We start from the raw sequence: 16,366 nt of genomic DNA on the forward strand, positions 1-16,366 counted from the left end.
CTAGGTTGCTTCGCTCTCGACCGTTTGAGAGCGAAGCAACCTAGGACTCGAAGAGGAGCAGCCGACGACGCCGGAGGATGGCCGCCGTCAGAAGGCCTGGGCCAGCAGGTCCGCGAAGAGGGCGTCCGGGTCGACGTCCAGCCCGCGGGCCGTGAACCAGGCGCACACCGTGCGGCAGTCACGCAGCAGCACCTCGCTCGAGAACGGGTTGGCCGCCAGGTCCACGACCTGCGGCAGGTCGATGATGACCAGCCGCTCGCCGTCGGCCAGGATGTTGTACGGCGACAGGTCGCCGTGCGCCAGACCGAGCCGGGCGAGCACCGACATGCCGTGCGTGAGCTGCTCCCAGTACGACTCCAGCAGGTCGTCCGACGGTCGCTCCCGCGTGAGCCGCGGCGCGGCGACGGCCTGGGTCCGACCCTCCTCGTCGACCTCCTCGGTGCCCACGAACTCCATGAGCACCTCGGTGCCGTCGATCTGCACCGGGTAGGGCACCGGGGCGCCCGCCGACCAGGCGTCACGTAGCGCGACGAACTCGGCGTCGGCCCACTGGGTGGCCGACACGGCGCGGCCCCAGGCGGACTTGCGGTCCTCCATGGCGCGCTGGTCGCGGGTGCGGCGCACCCGGCGGCCCTCGTTGTACTCGGTGCCGCGGTGGAACTGCCCGTGCTCAAGGCTGCGGTACCGCTTGGCGACCAGGAGGCAGCGCTCGGCCTGGCCGGGTTCGGTCTGATCAGGTTCGTCCTGGTCGGGTGCTGGACCGGCGCCCTGGGGGACGGCGCGCTCGATCAGGAAGGCGTCCGCCTCCTTGCCGGTCTTGAGGATGCCGAGCTCGGTGTCGAACGCGGCGTCCCGGGTGACCAGCCAGTCGGGCAGCGGCTCAGGCCCGCGCTGGCCCTTGGCGACCGACCGCCAGGTGGACCAGCGCTGCGCGGGCCCGGGCTGGGTGAGGTCGGGCTGGGTGAGGTCGGGCAGGGTGGGGTCGGCCTGCGGATGGCCGTGCTCGGTATGGCCGACGCCGACGCCGACGCCGATGCCGCCGTGCCGGTCGGTGCCCTCAAGGTCGTCGCGGCCGATCCGGGCGCGTTCGACGGCTCTGCGGTCGGCCGCGCTCGATCGGGACTGCTTGCCGTCCCGGTTCGCGGCGCGGATCAGGACGGACTTCGGTGCTTCGGGATAACGGGGCAAGACGGTGCTCCTAGGTGCGGGAGCACTGCCGGTCAGTCCCGGGTGCTCCTGGTGACAGTGGCGTCTGCTGCCACGAAGGCAGCCGCGCGAACGACGTCGTCCATGACCGCCTCCTTCCTGTCCGCACTCCTCGAGCGCATCCTGCGGGAGCTGATTCTCCCTGAGCTGGCCGGCCATCGAGCGCCGCCTGCTGGGCTGCCTCGCTGACCGTCCGCCGAGCATCCCACGCCCCTACGACGCTCGCTAGCCTTTTTCTCCGCTGGAGTCAGCCGGTCAGTTCCAGGGGAGGGCGTCTTCGATCGACTCCCAGACCGAGTCCCGGATGTCCTCGGTGGTGTCCTGGACACCCTGCTCCAGGTCCTCCTGGAGCTGTTCCTGCTGCTGCTCGATGGACTCGCGCGTGTTCTCGGCGACCTGCTGCACGTAGCCGACCACGCCCTGCACGGCGATCACGATCACCCACAGCACCAGCACCACCCAGAACGGCCAGGTGCGCCCGCCGCCGCTCTTGCGCACCGCCCGCACCAGGTTTACGACGGCGGAGGTCAGGATGCCGAGCAGCGGGATCGACAGCTCCGCCAGGCGGGGCGCCCAGACCGGGTCGAGGCCCAGCAAGGAGACCCCGATGTCGCCGAGCGCGGCGAACAGCGGCAGCTCGGCCGCGCTCGGCATCACGGCGAACCCCGGGATCAGCCGCACCAGCTGGTAGAGCGCGATGGCGAGCAGCACGCGGGGGATCCAGCCGGCGATGACCGCCAGCGCCCCGGGTCCCCGGTCTCGGTCCCGGTCGCGCTCCCGGGCCTCCCGCTCGTCGCGCCGCGACGGGGGCTTCGCCGCCGGAACCGGATCGGCCGGCGGTTGAGGCTGGGGGAAGGCGGGGACGTTCGGCTGCGTAGCACCCGGGGGAGCCGGCCACTGCTCGGAGGGCTGCGCCGGCGCCGGGCGCGTACCCGGCACCGGACCCGGGCGGAAAGCCGGCGCGACCTGCGTGATCTGCGTGCCCTGCTGGCTGCCGGCAGTCGCCGGATACTGGGCAGTTCCGCCAGTCTGGCGGGGTGCGGGGGAGGACGGCGTCCCGGGGAGCGGCAGGCCGTGGCGCCGCCGGTAGGCCACCCAGCCTTCGAACGTGTCCTGGTAGCCCTCGGGCGTGAAGGCGGGGGCCCAGCGCATGGCGGCCCACAGGTAGTCCTTGATCTCGACGGGCGCCCGCCCGCCGGCCCGCTGCGGCCCGACGGCGGCCAGGTACGTGGAGATGACCGCCTCCGCGGCGCCGTCGAACCCGTCGCCGTGCACCTGGTGCAGGCGGCCCATCAGCTGCTGGTCGTAGACCAGGTTGGTGATGGGCTCGCCCGGCTGGACCGGGTTGCTCGCGAGCACGCTGGTGGGTGCGACGACGGCCGGGGCGGCCCCGCTGCCGGTCAGCACGTCCGTGACCAGACCGCGCTCGGTGGAGGTGGCTCCCGCGGCGGCGAGCAGGGTGGGGTCGATGCCCGCGCTGCTCGTGGTGAGCTGAGCCACCGTGCGCGACAGGTTGTGCAGCGGTGGGCGGTTCTCGGGCTGGTGCCGGGTCATGGCCAGGACGAGCGGCAGCAGCTGCGGGTCGACCGGCCCGACGTCGGCAGCGGTCAGGTCACGGCCCGCGAAGTTCAGGTCGTTGGGCAGCTCACCCGTGGCGAGGAAGATCAGCAGGAGGCCCAGGCTGTAGACGTCGGAGCGGGCGTGCGGCTTGCGCACGAACAGCTCGGGCGCCATGTAGGAGATGGTGCCGGCGGCGTGCGTCGAGGTGCTGGTGCCGTGCCCCTTGGCGATGCCGAGGTCGATGAGCACGTACCGGTCGGGCGCGGCGATGATGTTGGCCGGCTTCACGTCCCGGTGCAGGAAGTGCTCCTCCTGGAGCACGGCGAGGGCGTCGAGCACGTCGTCGGCCACGCGCAGGACGTCGCGCAGCGGCATCGGCCCGTCCATGGCCACCCGCTGGGCCAGGGTCGGCCCCGGCACGAGCTCCATGGCGAACCACGGCGTGGGCGCCTGCAGGTCGGCCAGGACGAGCTGCGGGAACCCGCGCCCGGCCAGCCGGTGCAGCAGGCCCGCCTCGCCGACGAACCGGTCCAGCGCGCTGGGCTCGGAGTTGGTCAGCACCTTGAGCGCGACGTCGCCGCCCTGGCCCCTGGCCCGGTAGACGTGCGCGAACCCGCCGTGGCCGAGCGAGTCGACCAGCTGGAACGGCCCGAGGACCTCGCCCGTCGCGGGGATACGCGTCCCGGCCGTGCCCCGGGCGCCCGATTGCCCGGCACCCCCCGGATATTCACGGCTCGGGTACCCGCTGCCCGGGCGACCTGTCCCCGACGCCTGGACGATCCGCGTCGCCGCGGTGGACGGCGGCACGACGCCGGTGGGCGTCGGCGGCGCCACGTGCTGCGTGGTGCCCGGGGGCAGCACCTGCTCCGTGGGCGCTGCCGGCGGCACCAGCTGCGTGGTGGGCGCCGGCGGTACGGGCGCGGTCCGGTCGCCACCCTGGGCCGACCGGCCAGCAGGGCGTGCGGCCGTGTAGCGGGTCTCGTCGGACAAGCAAGGACTCCTCAGCAGGGCACCGGAGCTACCGGTCGGTCCGGAGAAAATCTATCAGCGTCCACCAGGGCCGCTCAGGAATGTCCCCGACCCGTGACCTGCTCAGCCGTTGCCGCCTGGCGCGGCGCTCTCGAGCTGCTCGGTGACGCTCTCCTCGAGGTTCTCGGTGGCGTTCTGCTGTGCGTCCTCGGCGCCCTGCTCGATCTCCTGCTCGATCGAGTTCAGGGCGTCCTCCCTGGCGTCCTCGATCTCCTGGTCCACGGTGTCCTGCACGTCCTGCTGCACGTTCTGCGTGGCCTCCTGCGCGTAGCCGATGATGCCGCCGACGGCGAACACCACGATCCACGCGACGACCGCCAGGGCGTAGGGCCAGATCGCCAGCGAGGTGTTCAGCGACTTGATCGTGTTGAACAGGCCGGCGAGCGCTATGCCGAGCACGGGGATCGTCATGTTCGCGGCCTGGTCGGACCACTCGGGGTTGAGGTTGAGCATGGCCAGCACACCGTCGCCGATCCCGCGGAACAGCGGGAACTGGGAGACGTCGGGCATGACGTCGAACCCGGGGATCAGCCGCACGAGCTGATAGACGCTCAGCGCGAGCAGGATCCGCGGGATCCACGCCAGGACGGCGCCCGCCGCCGAGCCGCCCCCGTTCGAGTCGTCGCGGTCCCGGTCGTGGCGCGACGACGGCGTCGTCGGCTGGGACCCCTGCGCGGGGTAGCCCCGGTCAAAGGGGCTGGGCTGACCCTGCTGCTGGCCGGCCTGGCCGTAACCCTGTTCGCCGTAGCCGGGCTGCCCGTAGCCCGGCTGTCCGTAACCTGGCTGAGCCGGCTGCCCGTAACCCTGCTGCCCGGGCTGGCCATAACCCGGCTGTCCGTAGCCCGGCTGAGCCGGCTGGCCGTACCCCTGCTGCCCATAGCCCGCCTGGACCGGTTGCCCGTAACCGGGCTGTCCGGGCTGGCCGTAACCGGCTGGTTGCCCGTAGCCCGGCTGGCCCTGCCCGTAGCCGGGCTCGCCCGGGAAGGCGGCGGGGGCCTGCACCTGCGTCGGCTGCTCGGTCTCGAACGGGCGGAACGGCCGCGCGGGCGGCGGTGTCGCGGCCCGGTAGTCGCGCTGCGCCTGGGCCGCACCCGACGGCGGCATCACCTGGGTCGACTCGTCGACGCCGGAGCCTGCCTGGTTGCCCTGAGCCCACTGGTCGGCGGCCTGGCCCGCCCGGATCGCATCCATCCGCTGCGTCGCGGCATACGATGACTGGGCACCGGGCTGAGCGCCCGGGCGAGTGGGCCGTCGCTGGATCTGCGTAGGGTCGGCCGCCGGGGGAATACGGCGGGTGGGCTCGTCGGACACGCGGAAGACTCCTCGGTTGTGGACCCGGTTTCGACACCTGTTTGCGCGAGAACCTACCAGGTGGGGTGATTGCCCCGTTGGGGTGGCCAGGCGGCCGAACATGTCCGACCCTTGCATCGGGGGCGAACCGACGCAACGCCGCTTACCCAGGAACTTCGGAGGAAACGCATGAGCTCTGGCACCGTGCCCCGCTGGCCCCGGATCGACGCGATAGTCCGGGAAGACGGCTCAGGTGAGGTGACGATCGACGGGGAGTTCCACCCCATCACCACGGGCAGCCTGGAAGAGGCACGCGTGGAGGTGTTGCGCCGGGTGACGGAGAACGCGGCGAAGGTCGGCCTGCCCGTCCGAGCCTCGGCGACCGGTCCCGAAGGGCTCTGGAACCTGATCGTGCACCCGGACGGCACGGTGGTCCCGGAGGAGGACGAGCTCGCACCGCCGTCGTCCTCGACACCGCAGGCCCCGCCGTCGTCTCCGACGCCGGTCGTGGCCCCCGGTCCGGAGCCCGTGCCGCCGACGGCGACCGGGCCGGTGTTCGAGGCCGCGCCGCCCGCGGACTTCTCTCCGGGCGCCCCCGCGGGCGGGGACCAGCTCGGCTCCTCCGGGATCGATCCCGAGGACACCGTGCGTCGTGCCCCGCGGGACCTGGACGCACCCGACGTCGCGGCCCCGAGCACGGGCTCGGTCGACCGGGTGGCGGCTCCGGCCGACGTCGACCCGGGACCCGGGGCGAGCGTGCCCTACGCGCCGGAGGGCCCAGGCCAGGGCGTGGACCAGGCCGGGCGTCCCGGTGTGGCCGACTGGGTGCGCGAGAACGCCGCGGACGGCGCGCCGGGCGGCGTGGCCGGGAGCGTGGCCGGCGGTATGCCCGCCCGCGCGGCGAACCCCATGGCCAACCCCATGGCCAACCCCATGGCCAACCCCGTGTCGGGACCCATCAGCGCGGTACCGACCGCGGGGAGCGGCGGATACGACAGCGTGTCCGCGCCGCCGTCGGACCCCGCATACGGGGGCGAGGGCGACGACGCCCCGCGCTCGCGCCGCGAGGCGCGGGCTTCCTTCCTCACGCACCAGCAGGACGAGGACCCCGCGACGCGCGGCTTCCGCGGGGCGCTGACGCGGATGGGCATCCGGGTCGGGCCGAACGAGGCGGAGCGCGCCGAGCGCGCCGACGAGCGCGCGGTCAGCCAGCACTGGCCCGGGCCGAGGACCATCTCCGTGGTGAACGGCAAGGGCGGGGCGGGCAAGACGCCGTCGACCGTGCTGCTCGCGGCGGTCTTCGCGCAGTTCGGCGGCGCGGGCGTGGTGACCTGGGACAACAACCAGACGCGCGGCACCCTGGGCTGGCGCACCGAGCAGGGGCCGCACGAGTCCACGTTGCTGGACCTGCTGCCGCAGACGGACCGGCTGCTCGGTCCGTCGGCGCAGGCCGCCGACCTCGCGCGGTACGTGCACCACCAGACGCGCGACCGGTTCGACGTGCTGCGGTCCAAGCCGATAGCGATGGCGAACGAGCAGCGGATCGAGCCGCAGGACGTGGACGCCATCCACTCCGTGCTCTCCAAGTACTACCGGATGATCCTCATCGACTCCGGCAACGACGAGTCCGACCCCATGTGGCAGCGGATGATCGACCTGACCGACCAGCTCGTGGTCGCCACCACCACGCGCGACGACCACGCGGAGGCCGGCGCCCTGCTGCTGGAGGCCCTTGCCACTCGGGACGGCCGGTCGGCCTACCTGGCGCAGCAGGCCGTGGTGGTGGTGAGCCAGGCCGACCAGAAGGAGCCCGCGAGCGAGCTGGAGAAGGTCGCAGACGGGTACCGGTCGCTGGCCCGCGAGGTGGTCACCATCCCGTTCGACCCGGCGATGGTGGACGGTCACCTGCGGTACGGCGCGCTGCGTCCGGACACGCGGCGGGCCTGGCTCGCGGGCGGCGCGGCGGTGGCCGGCGGGCTGTGACCGGCCCGGCTCGCACCGGTCCGGCTCAGACCCGCCCGGCTCAGACCCGCCCGGCTCAGACCCGCCCGGCTCAGAACGGGAGGGCCGCGACGATCTGGTACCAGATGGCCATGGTGTCGTAACCCATCTGGTCCAGCAGGGCCCACACGATGCCGGTCACCGCGTACAGCGACACGGGGATGAGGAAGATCCACTCGCGGACCGATCCGGCGTCGCCCAGGATCGGGAGCGAGAGGTTGCCGCCGGCGCGCCACATCCAGTCGAGCTCGAGCCCGCGCTTGTTGCGCATCCAGTAGGGGGAGCGGAACTTCAGCGGCCAGAGCAGCGGCACGCCGTTGGTGGTGATCAGGTCGCCCACGATGTGCACGGTGCAGCCGAGCGCCACGCTGAACGGCATCCAGTACCACTCCTCGGGCGCGAAGATCGCGATGAGCACCGCCAGCGTGACGGACATGGTCCACGGCAGGAGCTTGGTGTCGCGCGTGATCTTGAGCGCCTTGAGCGCGAACGCGACCAGGAGCACGCACATGATGCCCGGGCCGATCAGGATCGCCCCGAACAGCGCGTCACCGGTATCGATGCTCAGGAGGCTCAGCGCCCAGGCGATGGCCGTGAACACGGCGATGCCGAGGATCGAGTGCGTGCCCTTGCGGTGCCCGCCCGAGACGGCCTCGATGCCCTTCACGACGACGTTCGAGACCGGCCTCAGCGAGTTCGCGATGGTGCCGGAGTGATGATCGGCGTCGGGCAGCAGGGCCGCGCCCGCGCAGACGAGGGCCCCGGTGAACACGCTCGCGTCCGACACGGGGTACCAGCCGAAGGCGATCGGCGTCGACGCGGTGACCGCTATCCAGGCCGCGGCTCCAGTCGCGGCGTGGTTGCCTCCCATCATGGTGGTGTGCGCTCCAGTTCCCGGGGTGTCCCGATGAGATTTAACCTGTCTGACCAGGTATGTCACCGGGAAGTGAAGCAGAGAACACGGGGGAGCCAGGGGAGGGCACGCCGAGCAAGCAGTCAGCCGAGCAACCAGTCAGGCGCCCGTCACGAACGCGTAGTGGTGGAAGTGCTGGTCGCGCACAAAGCCCTCCGACTCGTACAGGCCCTGCGCCGCGACGTTGTCCCACGCCGTGGCCAGCGAGACCCGGATCGCGCCGGCCTCCTTGGCACGGCGGCACGTCTCCTGCACCAGCGCGCGGCCGGCGCCCGTCCCGCGGGCGGTGGGGGAGACGAACAGGTCGTTCAGCACCCACGACCGGCTCAGGCTCACGGACGACCAGGTGGGATAGCTCTGCGCAAAACCGACCAGCTCGTGGCCGTCGCCGGACGCCGCCTCGTCGCCGTCCGGCAGGAGCGCCGCGACCAGCAGCACGCTCTCGCCCGCATCGCGGCGGGCGGTCAGATAGGCGCGCGCCTCGGCGGCCGGCACCTCCTGGTCGTAGAACCTGAGGTACTGACGGAACAGGTCGACCACGGCATCGACGTCGTCGTCGGTCACGGGGCGCACATCAACAGACACGCTTGCGATCATGTCAGGCCGAAGGGGGTGGGCGCCATGACCTCCCGCGATACCGGGGTGATCCACCGGGGTGATACAGGCCGGAACACGTCAGCCTCCGCAGCGGTTGGAACGAACGATGAATACCCAGCCACGCTTGTCCGTCCTTGACCTTGTGCCCGTCCGTTCGGGCCAGACCAGCGCGCAGGCCCTCGCGGCCTCGCTCGACCTGGCAGCGCTCGCCGACCGCCTCGGCTTCGAGCGCTACTGGTTCGCGGAGCACCACAACATGGCGGCGGTGGCGGCGTCGTCGCCACCGGTCATGATCGCCGCGGCCGCCGCGCGGACCTCCCGCATCCGGGTGGGGTCGGGCGGTGTGATGCTCCCGAACCACGCGCCGCTCGTGGTGGCGGAGCAGTTCGCGGCGCTGGAGGCCATCGCCCCGGGCCGGATCGACCTCGGCATCGGCCGTGCCCCGGGCAGCGACCCGGTGGTCACCTCACTGCTACGGGCCACGGGTCCGACGGCGGACGTGGACCGGTTCCCGCAGCACGTCACCGACATCATGGCTCTGATGGAGCCCGACGGCGCCCGCCTGCGGCTGGTCTCCGGCGACATCTACGACGTGCGGGCCACACCCGCCGCCGGGAGCGTCCCGACCGTGTGGCTGCTCGGCTCCAGCGACTACTCGGCGCGCCTCGCCGCGGAGCTCGGCCTGCCGTACGTGTTCGCCAACCACTTCTCCGGCCAGGGCATGGACCAGATCCTCGCCCTGTACCGGGACGGCTACCGACCCTCGGCGGAGCACCCCGAGCCGCGCACGTTCCTTACGGTCAACGCGGTAGCGGCGCCGACGTCGGACGAGGCGAACGACCGCGCCCTGCCGCAGCTGCGGCAGATGGCCCGGCTGCGGTCCGGCCAGAAGCTCGGCCCGCTCGAGACGGTCGAGGAAGCGCTGCGCGCCGCGGCCGACGAGCCCGCTGACGGCCTGATGGCCCAGTCCATCGAGGCGATGCGGACACGCTGGGTGATCGGCGACGCCGAGCACGTGGCGGCCGAGGTGCGTGGGCTGGCCGAGCGGCACGGCGTCGAGGAGGTCATGCTCGTCCCCGTCGCCGGATCGCGCGACGACGAGCCGCTGGACGCGACGTTCGGCCGCGCCCAGACCCTGGAGCTGGTGGCGGGCGCCCTGACCGCCTGAGGGTTGCCTGGTCGGGGGATCGGGTGCATAGTGGGAGTGGCCAACCAACAAGTTGGTTGGCAGCCCGCAGAAGCATCCAGCAGCAATTCGAGGAGTCCCATGTACACCGTCCCTGACCAGACCGGTCGTACCGTCGTCGTCACCGGTGCCAACAGCGGCACGGGCCGCGAGGCCGCCAAGCGACTCACGGCCGCGGGTGCCCGCGTGATCCTTGCCGTCCGCAACCCCGAGAAGGGCGCCGACGCGCTCGCCGAGGTCCTCGCGACCCGGCCCGACGCGCAGGCGGAGGTGCGGATCCTCGACCTGGCAGACCTGGCGTCGGTGCGTGCGTTCGCCGACGACCTCCTGACCGACCTCGACCACCTCGACACCCTCGTGAACAACGCCGGAGTGATGGTCCCGCCGCAGCGGCACCAGACCGCCGACGGCCACGAGCTGCAGTGGGGCACCAACTTCCTGGGCCCGTTCGCGCTGACCAACCTGCTCCTGCCGCTGCTCCTGGCCGCGCCCGCGCCGCGGGTCGCCACGATGAGCTCGGGGGCGGCCAACGGTGGGCGGATCGACTTCGACGACCTCGACTGGGAGCGCCGCCCGTACCGCGCGTGGCCCGCCTACCAGCAGTCCAAGCTCGCCGACCTGCACCTCGCCCAGCACCTCGCGCAGCTGGCCCGGAGGCGCGACTGGGCGCTGGTCAGCACCGCGGCCCACCCTGGCTTCACCCGGACGAACCTCCAGGTCACAGGGCCGAACATGGGCCGGGAGCGGAGGGCCGGCTGGACCCCGCTCTCACTCATCCCGTCGATGGCGCCCCCGGAGGGCGCCGGCTCGATCCTGCTCGCCGCGGCCGACCCGGCCGTGGAGCCCGGCGCGTACTACGGGCCTCGGTTCGGTCTGGTCGGTAAGCCCGGCCCGGCCCGCCTCAACCGGCGTATGCGCGACGCCGCGGAGGCGGCCCGCCTCTGGTCGGTCGCCGAGGACATCACGTCGACCACCGTGCCGGCCCGCTGACCGGCGGACATGGTTAGGGTGAGGAGCATGTCGGCACCACGTCCCGACCCGGACCAGACCGGGCGCACCGTCGTCGTCACGGGCGCGAACAGCGGTACGGGCCGCGAGGCCGCCAAGTGGTTCGCGAGCGCCGGCGCCCGGGTGGTCCTCGCGGTCCGCAACCCCGAGAAGGGCGCCGACGCGCTGGCCGAGATCTGCGCGGCGTCGCCGGGCGCGCAGGCCGAGGTGCGGCTGCTCGACCTCGCCGACCTCGGATCGGTCCGCAGGTTCGCCGACGAGCTGTCGCGGGACCTCGACCGCCTCGACACGCTCGTCAACAACGCGGGCATCTCGATCCCGCCGCAGCGGTACGAGACGGCCGACGGCCACGAGCTGCAGTGGGGCACCAACTTCCTGGGGCCGTTCGCGCTGACCAACCTGTTGCTGCCGCTGCTCCTGTCGGCGCCGGCTCCGCGGGTCGCCACGATGGGCTCGTTCGCGGGGAACCAGGGGCGGATCGAGTTCGACGACCTCGACTGGGAGCGCCGCCCGTATCGGGCGCTGCCCGCCTACGCGCAGTCGAAGCTGGCCGACCTGCACCTCGCGCGGCACCTGGCGCGGCTGGCCGAGGGGCGCGGCTGGCCGCTGGTCAGCACGGCGGCCCACCCTGGCCTGACGCGGACGAACCTCCAGGTCACCGGGCCCAGCATGGGTCGGCAGCAGCCGGTCCGCTGGTCGGGCGGCGTGCTGCCGATGGCGACTCCCGAGGCCGGTGTCGGCTCGCTGCTGGTCGCCGCGGCCGGCGACGGGGTCGAGTCGGGTGCCTACTACGGGCCGCGGTACGGGCTGGCCGGGCCGCCGCGGCGCGCGCTGCTGAACCGCCGCATGCGCGACGCCGGGGCCGCGGCCCGCCTGTGGGCGGTCGCCGAGGACGTCACGTCTACGGCGGTGCCGGCCCGGTGAGCGCCGACGTCGGGCGCGCCCCGACACCCGAGCGCATCCTGGAGGCCGCGGCCGAGGAGTTCGCGCAGTACGGGCTCGCCGGTGCCCGCGTGGACCGGATCGCCGAGGGCGCGGCGGCCAACAAGCAGCGCATCTATGCGTACTTCGGTGGCAAGGAGTCGCTGTTCGACCAGGTGGTGGGCGCGCGGATCCTCGACCTGCTGGACGCCGTGCCGTTCGACGCCGACGACCTGCCCGGCTACGCCGTCCGCCTGTTCGACTTCACGATCGGCCACCCCGAGCTGATCCGGCTCCTGCTCTGGCACACGCTGGAGCGGCCGGGGATGCTCGGTGCCCTGGAGCGGTCGGCGACCTCCAGCGCGGCCAAGGTGGTCGCGCTGCGTGACGCCCAGGCGCGGCACCCGGAGCGGCTCGACGCCACGGTGCCGCCGGACCGGCTGCTGGGGCAGGTCCTGGCCACGGTGCACGGATCGATCCTCATGGTCGGCGGCATGCTGGCCGTCCCGGAGGGCACGGCGCTGGTGGACGACGTCCGCGCCGACGTCCACCGCGCCGTCACGCGGGTCATCGCCCCGGCGTCAGACGGGTGAACGACAAAGGTCAGGTGACCGACAACCTTGAGTTGTCGATCACCTGACCTTTTGCAGACCTCGCCGTGCCCGGGCTAGGCCGCGCGGGCCGCCCGGTGCCGGATGGCGCGCGCGTACTCCGCGCGGGGGACGTGTGGCGTCACGTGCAGCAGCATGCCGGCCTCGGCCGGCGTGCGGTCCGCCTTGTGCGAGTTGCACTGGTAGCAGGCGGCAACCAGGTTCATCCACGTCGAGGGTCCCCCGCGGGACCGGGGCAGGATGTGGTCCACCGTCTCGGCGGGACCGCCGCAGTACGCGCAGATGCCGTCGCGCCGCTTGACACCCATCTTGGTGCACGCGGGCGCTCCGTCCGACTTGTAGAGCCACCGCATCGTCACGTACCGGACCAGGCGCAGCACACGCGGTAAGGGGAACGGCCCGAAGGAGCGGCCATCGACCGCCTCCTCGACGACCGCGACCTCGCGCACGAGCATGTGGATGGCATGCCGGACCGATACCCGGTGCAGCGGCTCGTAGCCGGCATTGAGGACAAGGACGTCGGCCACGGGCCTGCTCCTTCCGGTGAGCTTGTCGTTCTCGGTACTTCTCGCTGTTCCTACGTGCTGGTGCAGCCCCGAGACGACAAGAGCCGCCCGGGAAAAGACATCCCGAGGCGGCTCACGTTCACTGGTCCGGCAGAACCGGATCAGCGGCGTATGGCGCCCCGTATGGCCTCACGGCCGTCCCAGAGGTGCTGCGCAGTGGTGGGGTAGGACGATTCGGTGGCAGCACTGATCTTGCTCAGGCGAACTGCCTGGAGCGCAACGCTGGTGCGGACCATCGTGGTTCTCGTCCTTCCCGTCTAGTCGGATAGGGCACGGATGTGCCTGGTTCAAGTGTTCGAGCAGGTGGTGCAGACACACAACCTGCCGCCACGGCGCAAAGTCCGTGTGTGAAGAAAGGTACAACGAGGACTTGGTACCGTCTATGGCTTTTCCAAAACTGCACCCCAAGGATGCCTCAAGTCCGTGGTGTGGCGCTGTCCTGCGGCGTGTCGCCTACCAGCTCACGGGCTCGCGGATGATGGGGCACGTCATGCAGTGCCCGCCGCCGCGGCCGCGGCCGAGCTCGCCGCCCGCGATCTCGATGACCTCGACGCCCGCCTTGCGCAGCAGGTCGTTGGTGGTGGTGTTGCGGTCGTAGGTGAACACGACACCCGGTTCGACGGCGACGGAGTTGTTGCCGCTGTCCCACTGCTGACGTTCGGACTCGTAGACGTCGCCCCCGGTCTCGATGACCCGCAGCTCGCCCAGCCCGGAGACCTGCCCGACGACGTCGAGGAAGGACGAGGCGCCGGCGTCGGTCACGGACACACCGATCGGGCCGGAGTCCGGGCGCAGCACGAACGGGTGCACGCGGTCCACGATCCGCGGGTACACGGTGACGGTGTCGACGTCGACGAACGTCATGATCGTGTCCAGGTGCATGGCCGCGCGCAGCCGGGGCATGCCGGCGACGACTATCTGCTCCGCCGCACCCTCCTGGAACAGGGATGCGGCGACCTGCGTGATCGCCTGGCGTGAGGTGCGCTCGCTCATGCCCATCAGGACCGTGCCGTTGCCGATCGGCATGATGTCGCCGCCCTCGAAGGTGGCCTCGCCGTGGCCGCTCTCCGGGTCGCCCCACCACACGCGGCTGCCCACGAAGTCCGGGTGGAACGAGTAGATCGCCTTCATGAGCAGGGTCTCTTCCCGGCGCGCCTGCCAGTACAGCGGGTTCAGGGTGAGGCCGCCGTAGATCCAGCAGGTGGTGTCGCGCGTGAAGAGGGTGTTCGGCAGGGGTGGCATGAGGTACTCGCGGGCGTCCGGGCTCACGTCGGCCAGGGCGCGGAAGCCCGGCGGCAGCTCGGGCACGTCCGCGACGGCGAGGCCGCCGACGAGGTACCGGGCCAGCTCGTGCTCCGGCAGGGACTCGAGGTACTCACGCGTCGCATCGACCAGGCCGTTGCCCACGATCTCCGGGACGATCTTGCGGTCCAGCAGCCAGTCGCGTGCGCCCGGGACCCGGAGCGTCTCGGCGAGCAGCGCGTGCAGCTCGACGACGTCGACGTCGCGGCCCCGCAGCTCGGCCACGAAGTCGGCGTGATCCTGCTGGGCGCGCTCCACCCACAGGACGTCGTCGAACAGGAGATCTGCCGAGTTGGACGGGGTAAGCCGCTGGTGCGCCAGGCCGGGGGCGCAGACCAGCACCTTGCGCAGGCGGCCCACCTCGGAGTGGACGCCGTATGCCGACGAGGGTGCGCCGGCCGGGGGAGTTGCGCTGTCGATGGTGTTCATCGGGCGCTAACGGTACTCACCCTGCAGCCGTCGCGCCGCGCAGGCACTAGGACCACGCCTTCGACGGGGTGTGCTCGCCGACCGGGACCGGGGTCTTCAGCGTGTTGCCCGCCTGGGCCAGCGGGCAGGTCCAGGCCGGGTCGTAGGCGCAGGACGGGTTGTAGGCGAAGTTGAGGTCGAGCACCAGGTCGCCGACGCCGTCGTCGTACTCGCCGTCGTACATCCCGCCGGTGCCCGTGTGCCCGAGCCAGGATCCCTTGATCGTGTCCAGGAGGTAGCGGCCGCCCCCGTACGTGCCGCCCGGGGTGCCCGCGAGCGTGTCCTTGATCGGCACGAACAGGCCGCCGCCGTAGGAGGCGAGGCGCCAGACGTCGAGCGTGCCGACCTCGCCGAGGGCGTCCGACTTGAGGGCGACCGTGCCGAGCAGCTCGAACGGTACGACGCCGTCGGTGGCGGTGGGGACGTCGAGGCGGCGCGGGGCGCCGTCGGGCCCCGGCTCGGCGGGCACGAGCGGCGCGGTCAGGCGCCAGGCCGGGTCGTACGGGGCGACGGACAGGCCGGTGAAGCCGGCCTGGTCCTCGGGCAGGATGGGCGAGGCCGGGTGGTTCGCGAACAGGTCGTCCCGGGCGGAGCGCCAGAAGTCGTGCGCGACGGCGGGATCCTGTGCCGCGCGGATGCGGACCTCGGCGTAGATAGCGAAGACCCGTCGCCGCCAGTCCGCGGTGCGCAGGGCGGTGGTGGCCGGGGACGTGGCGGCTTGCGTCATGCTCCTGACACTACCCACTACACGGGCACCCGCAGCGTCGCCGTGTAGCCCTCGCTCACGGAGCCGGACACCCGCGCCATCTGCAGCGCGTACCCGTCGGAGAACACGTTGTCGGAGTCCAGGGTGACGCCCTGCAGGTTGGTGACGCTCTGTTCGTAGCCCGTGGTCGCGTACACGGCTTCGCACACGTCCTGGGGGAGGGCCAGCTGGGAGGTGCGCATCCGGTTGGTGGCGCTGGTGGCGTCGTCGAGCGAGGGGTAGACCTCGAAGTGGATGTGCGGCCAGCGGCCCGCGTAGCAGGCGGGGAAGATCGACGTGAAGGTGACGGTGCCGTCGGCGTCGGCCTCCTGGACGCCGCGCAGGTAGTTCTGGTCCGCGAGGTCGTACATGGAGTACCTGCCCTCCCGGTCGCAGTGCCACGCGTAGACGGCGGCGCCCGCGACGGCGGTCCCGGCGTCGCCGTCGCCCGAGACGTCCACCACGGTCAGCGAGAAGGTGAGCGGGATGCCCTCGGCGGTGCCCGACGAGTCCCCGAAGCTGGTGGTGATGTCGCTGCGCACCACGCCCGTCGTCGTCAGGGCGTTGGGCCCGTTGGTCCCGTCGGCGGGGTAGGGGCCGCCGGTCTCCTCGGGGATCTCGCCGTCGCCGACGTCGGCCTGTGTGGCGTCGCCGGGCGCTCCGCCACCGGCACTGTCGGTGGGCGAGCCGGTAGACCCGGTGCTGCCGCTGCTTCCGGTACCGGAGGTGCAGGCGGCGAGGGCCGCCGCGAGACCGCCGGCGGTCAGCAGGCCGATGGCATGTCGCCGGTTCAGGAGGGTCGGCAGGTCGTGCGAGAGCCCGAGGTCGTGTGCCTCGGGCGTCTCGCTCTCCTCGTGGACGGCGTCGGGTCTGGGGCTGGGGGTTCTCATGCGCCAGAAAGTAGGCCGCGCCGCTGGGATGCGCCCGTCAGGTGCCTGGGAGAGCGCTGGGTCCGGCCGGGGG

Annotated in this window: 14 protein-coding genes; 5 read left to right on the forward strand and 9 right to left on the reverse strand. The window is 72.3% G+C overall.

The window, feature by feature from the left end; translation table 11 throughout:
- Positions 1-87: 87 nt before the first annotated feature.
- From AB1046_RS03270 to AB1046_RS03280, 3 genes are all read right to left on the reverse strand, one after another.
- Positions 88-1,188, reverse strand: coding sequence for a serine protein kinase RIO (locus tag AB1046_RS03270; protein WP_369372369.1), 1,101 nt, complete (start codon positions 1,186-1,188; stop codon positions 88-90).
- 273 nt (positions 1,189-1,461) lie between these two features.
- A complete protein-coding gene (locus tag AB1046_RS03275) occupies positions 1,462-3,756 on the reverse strand; it encodes a serine/threonine protein kinase (RefSeq protein ID WP_369372370.1) in 2,295 nt (764 codons plus the stop codon).
- 102 nt (positions 3,757-3,858) lie between these two features.
- A complete protein-coding gene (locus AB1046_RS03280; protein WP_369372371.1) occupies positions 3,859-5,106 on the reverse strand; it encodes a hypothetical protein in 1,248 nt (415 codons plus the stop codon).
- A gap of 168 nt (positions 5,107-5,274) precedes the next feature.
- On the opposite strand from AB1046_RS03280, the gene AB1046_RS03285 reads away from it, so the two are divergent.
- Positions 5,275-7,068, forward strand: coding sequence for a hypothetical protein (locus AB1046_RS03285; RefSeq protein ID WP_369372372.1), 1,794 nt, complete (start codon positions 5,275-5,277; stop codon positions 7,066-7,068).
- A 70-nt stretch (positions 7,069-7,138) separates the two neighbouring features.
- Here the strand turns inward: AB1046_RS03285 and AB1046_RS03290 are convergent, their stop codons facing one another.
- Together AB1046_RS03290 and AB1046_RS03295 are read right to left on the reverse strand one after the other, a co-directional pair.
- Positions 7,139-7,957 carry a metal-dependent hydrolase gene (locus AB1046_RS03290; RefSeq protein WP_369372373.1) on the reverse strand — a complete coding sequence of 273 codons (819 nt, stop codon included), beginning with the start codon at positions 7,955-7,957 and terminating at the stop codon, positions 7,139-7,141.
- Between the two features lie 141 nt (positions 7,958-8,098).
- Positions 8,099-8,584, reverse strand: a complete 486-nt coding sequence (locus AB1046_RS03295; RefSeq protein WP_369372374.1) for an N-acetyltransferase family protein — start codon at positions 8,582-8,584, stop codon at positions 8,099-8,101.
- 118 nt (positions 8,585-8,702) lie between these two features.
- Between AB1046_RS03295 and AB1046_RS03300 the strand changes: the two genes are divergently transcribed.
- The 4 genes from AB1046_RS03300 to AB1046_RS03315 all read left to right on the forward strand — a co-directional run bounded on the left by AB1046_RS03300 (position 8,703) and on the right by AB1046_RS03315 (position 12,304).
- Entirely contained in the window at positions 8,703-9,764 is a 1,062-nt protein-coding gene (locus tag AB1046_RS03300) for an LLM class flavin-dependent oxidoreductase (RefSeq protein ID WP_369372375.1), read from the forward strand.
- Positions 9,765-9,863: 99 nt separating this feature from the next.
- A complete protein-coding gene (locus tag AB1046_RS03305) occupies positions 9,864-10,772 on the forward strand; it encodes an SDR family oxidoreductase (RefSeq protein WP_369372376.1) in 909 nt (302 codons plus the stop codon).
- A 27-nt stretch (positions 10,773-10,799) separates the two neighbouring features.
- Positions 10,800-11,714, forward strand: coding sequence for an oxidoreductase (locus AB1046_RS03310; RefSeq protein ID WP_369372377.1), 915 nt, complete (start codon positions 10,800-10,802; stop codon positions 11,712-11,714).
- The gene (locus AB1046_RS03315; RefSeq protein WP_369372378.1) at positions 11,711-12,304 is read left to right on the forward strand and encodes a TetR family transcriptional regulator; all 594 of its coding nucleotides are present in this window, start codon (positions 11,711-11,713) and stop codon (positions 12,302-12,304) included. Before AB1046_RS03310 ends, AB1046_RS03315 begins: the two co-directional genes overlap by 4 nt.
- A gap of 74 nt (positions 12,305-12,378) precedes the next feature.
- Here the strand turns inward: AB1046_RS03315 and AB1046_RS03320 are convergent, their stop codons facing one another.
- The 4 genes from AB1046_RS03320 to AB1046_RS03335 form a co-directional block, all read right to left on the reverse strand.
- Entirely contained in the window at positions 12,379-12,849 is a 471-nt protein-coding gene (locus AB1046_RS03320; protein WP_369372379.1) for an HNH endonuclease, read from the reverse strand.
- A gap of 492 nt (positions 12,850-13,341) precedes the next feature.
- A complete protein-coding gene (locus AB1046_RS03325) occupies positions 13,342-14,619 on the reverse strand; it encodes an arginine deiminase (RefSeq protein ID WP_369372380.1) in 1,278 nt (425 codons plus the stop codon).
- Between the two features lie 46 nt (positions 14,620-14,665).
- Positions 14,666-15,385, reverse strand: coding sequence for a DUF1684 domain-containing protein (locus tag AB1046_RS03330; RefSeq protein ID WP_369372381.1), 720 nt, complete (start codon positions 15,383-15,385; stop codon positions 14,666-14,668).
- Positions 15,386-15,402: 17 nt separating this feature from the next.
- On the reverse strand, positions 15,403-16,293 hold the full coding sequence (locus tag AB1046_RS03335; RefSeq protein ID WP_369372382.1) for an intradiol ring-cleavage dioxygenase: 891 nt from the start codon (positions 16,291-16,293) through the stop codon (positions 15,403-15,405).
- Positions 16,294-16,366: the final 73 nt, after the last annotated feature.

The sequence above is a fragment of the Promicromonospora sp. Populi genome, assembly GCF_041081105.1.
GTDB lineage: Bacteria > Actinomycetota > Actinomycetes > Actinomycetales > Cellulomonadaceae > Promicromonospora.

Excerpts from the sequence above, each read along its gene's own strand:
- AB1046_RS03310 (WP_369372377.1), top strand. The coding sequence starts at position 10,800 with ATGTCGGCACCACGTCCCGACCCGGACCAGACCGGGCGCACCGTCGTC.
- AB1046_RS03325 (WP_369372380.1), bottom strand. The coding sequence starts at position 14,619 with ATGAACACCATCGACAGCGCAACTCCCCCGGCCGGCGCACCCTCGTCG.
- AB1046_RS03285 (WP_369372372.1), top strand. The coding sequence starts at position 5,275 with ATGAGCTCTGGCACCGTGCCCCGCTGGCCCCGGATCGACGCGATAGTC.
- AB1046_RS03290 (WP_369372373.1), bottom strand. The coding sequence starts at position 7,957 with ATGGGAGGCAACCACGCCGCGACTGGAGCCGCGGCCTGGATAGCGGTC.
- AB1046_RS03330 (WP_369372381.1), bottom strand. The coding sequence starts at position 15,385 with ATGACGCAAGCCGCCACGTCCCCGGCCACCACCGCCCTGCGCACCGCG.
- AB1046_RS03305 (WP_369372376.1), top strand. The coding sequence starts at position 9,864 with ATGTACACCGTCCCTGACCAGACCGGTCGTACCGTCGTCGTCACCGGT.
- AB1046_RS03335 (WP_369372382.1), bottom strand. The coding sequence starts at position 16,293 with ATGAGAACCCCCAGCCCCAGACCCGACGCCGTCCACGAGGAGAGCGAG.
- AB1046_RS03300 (WP_369372375.1), top strand. The coding sequence starts at position 8,703 with ATGAATACCCAGCCACGCTTGTCCGTCCTTGACCTTGTGCCCGTCCGT.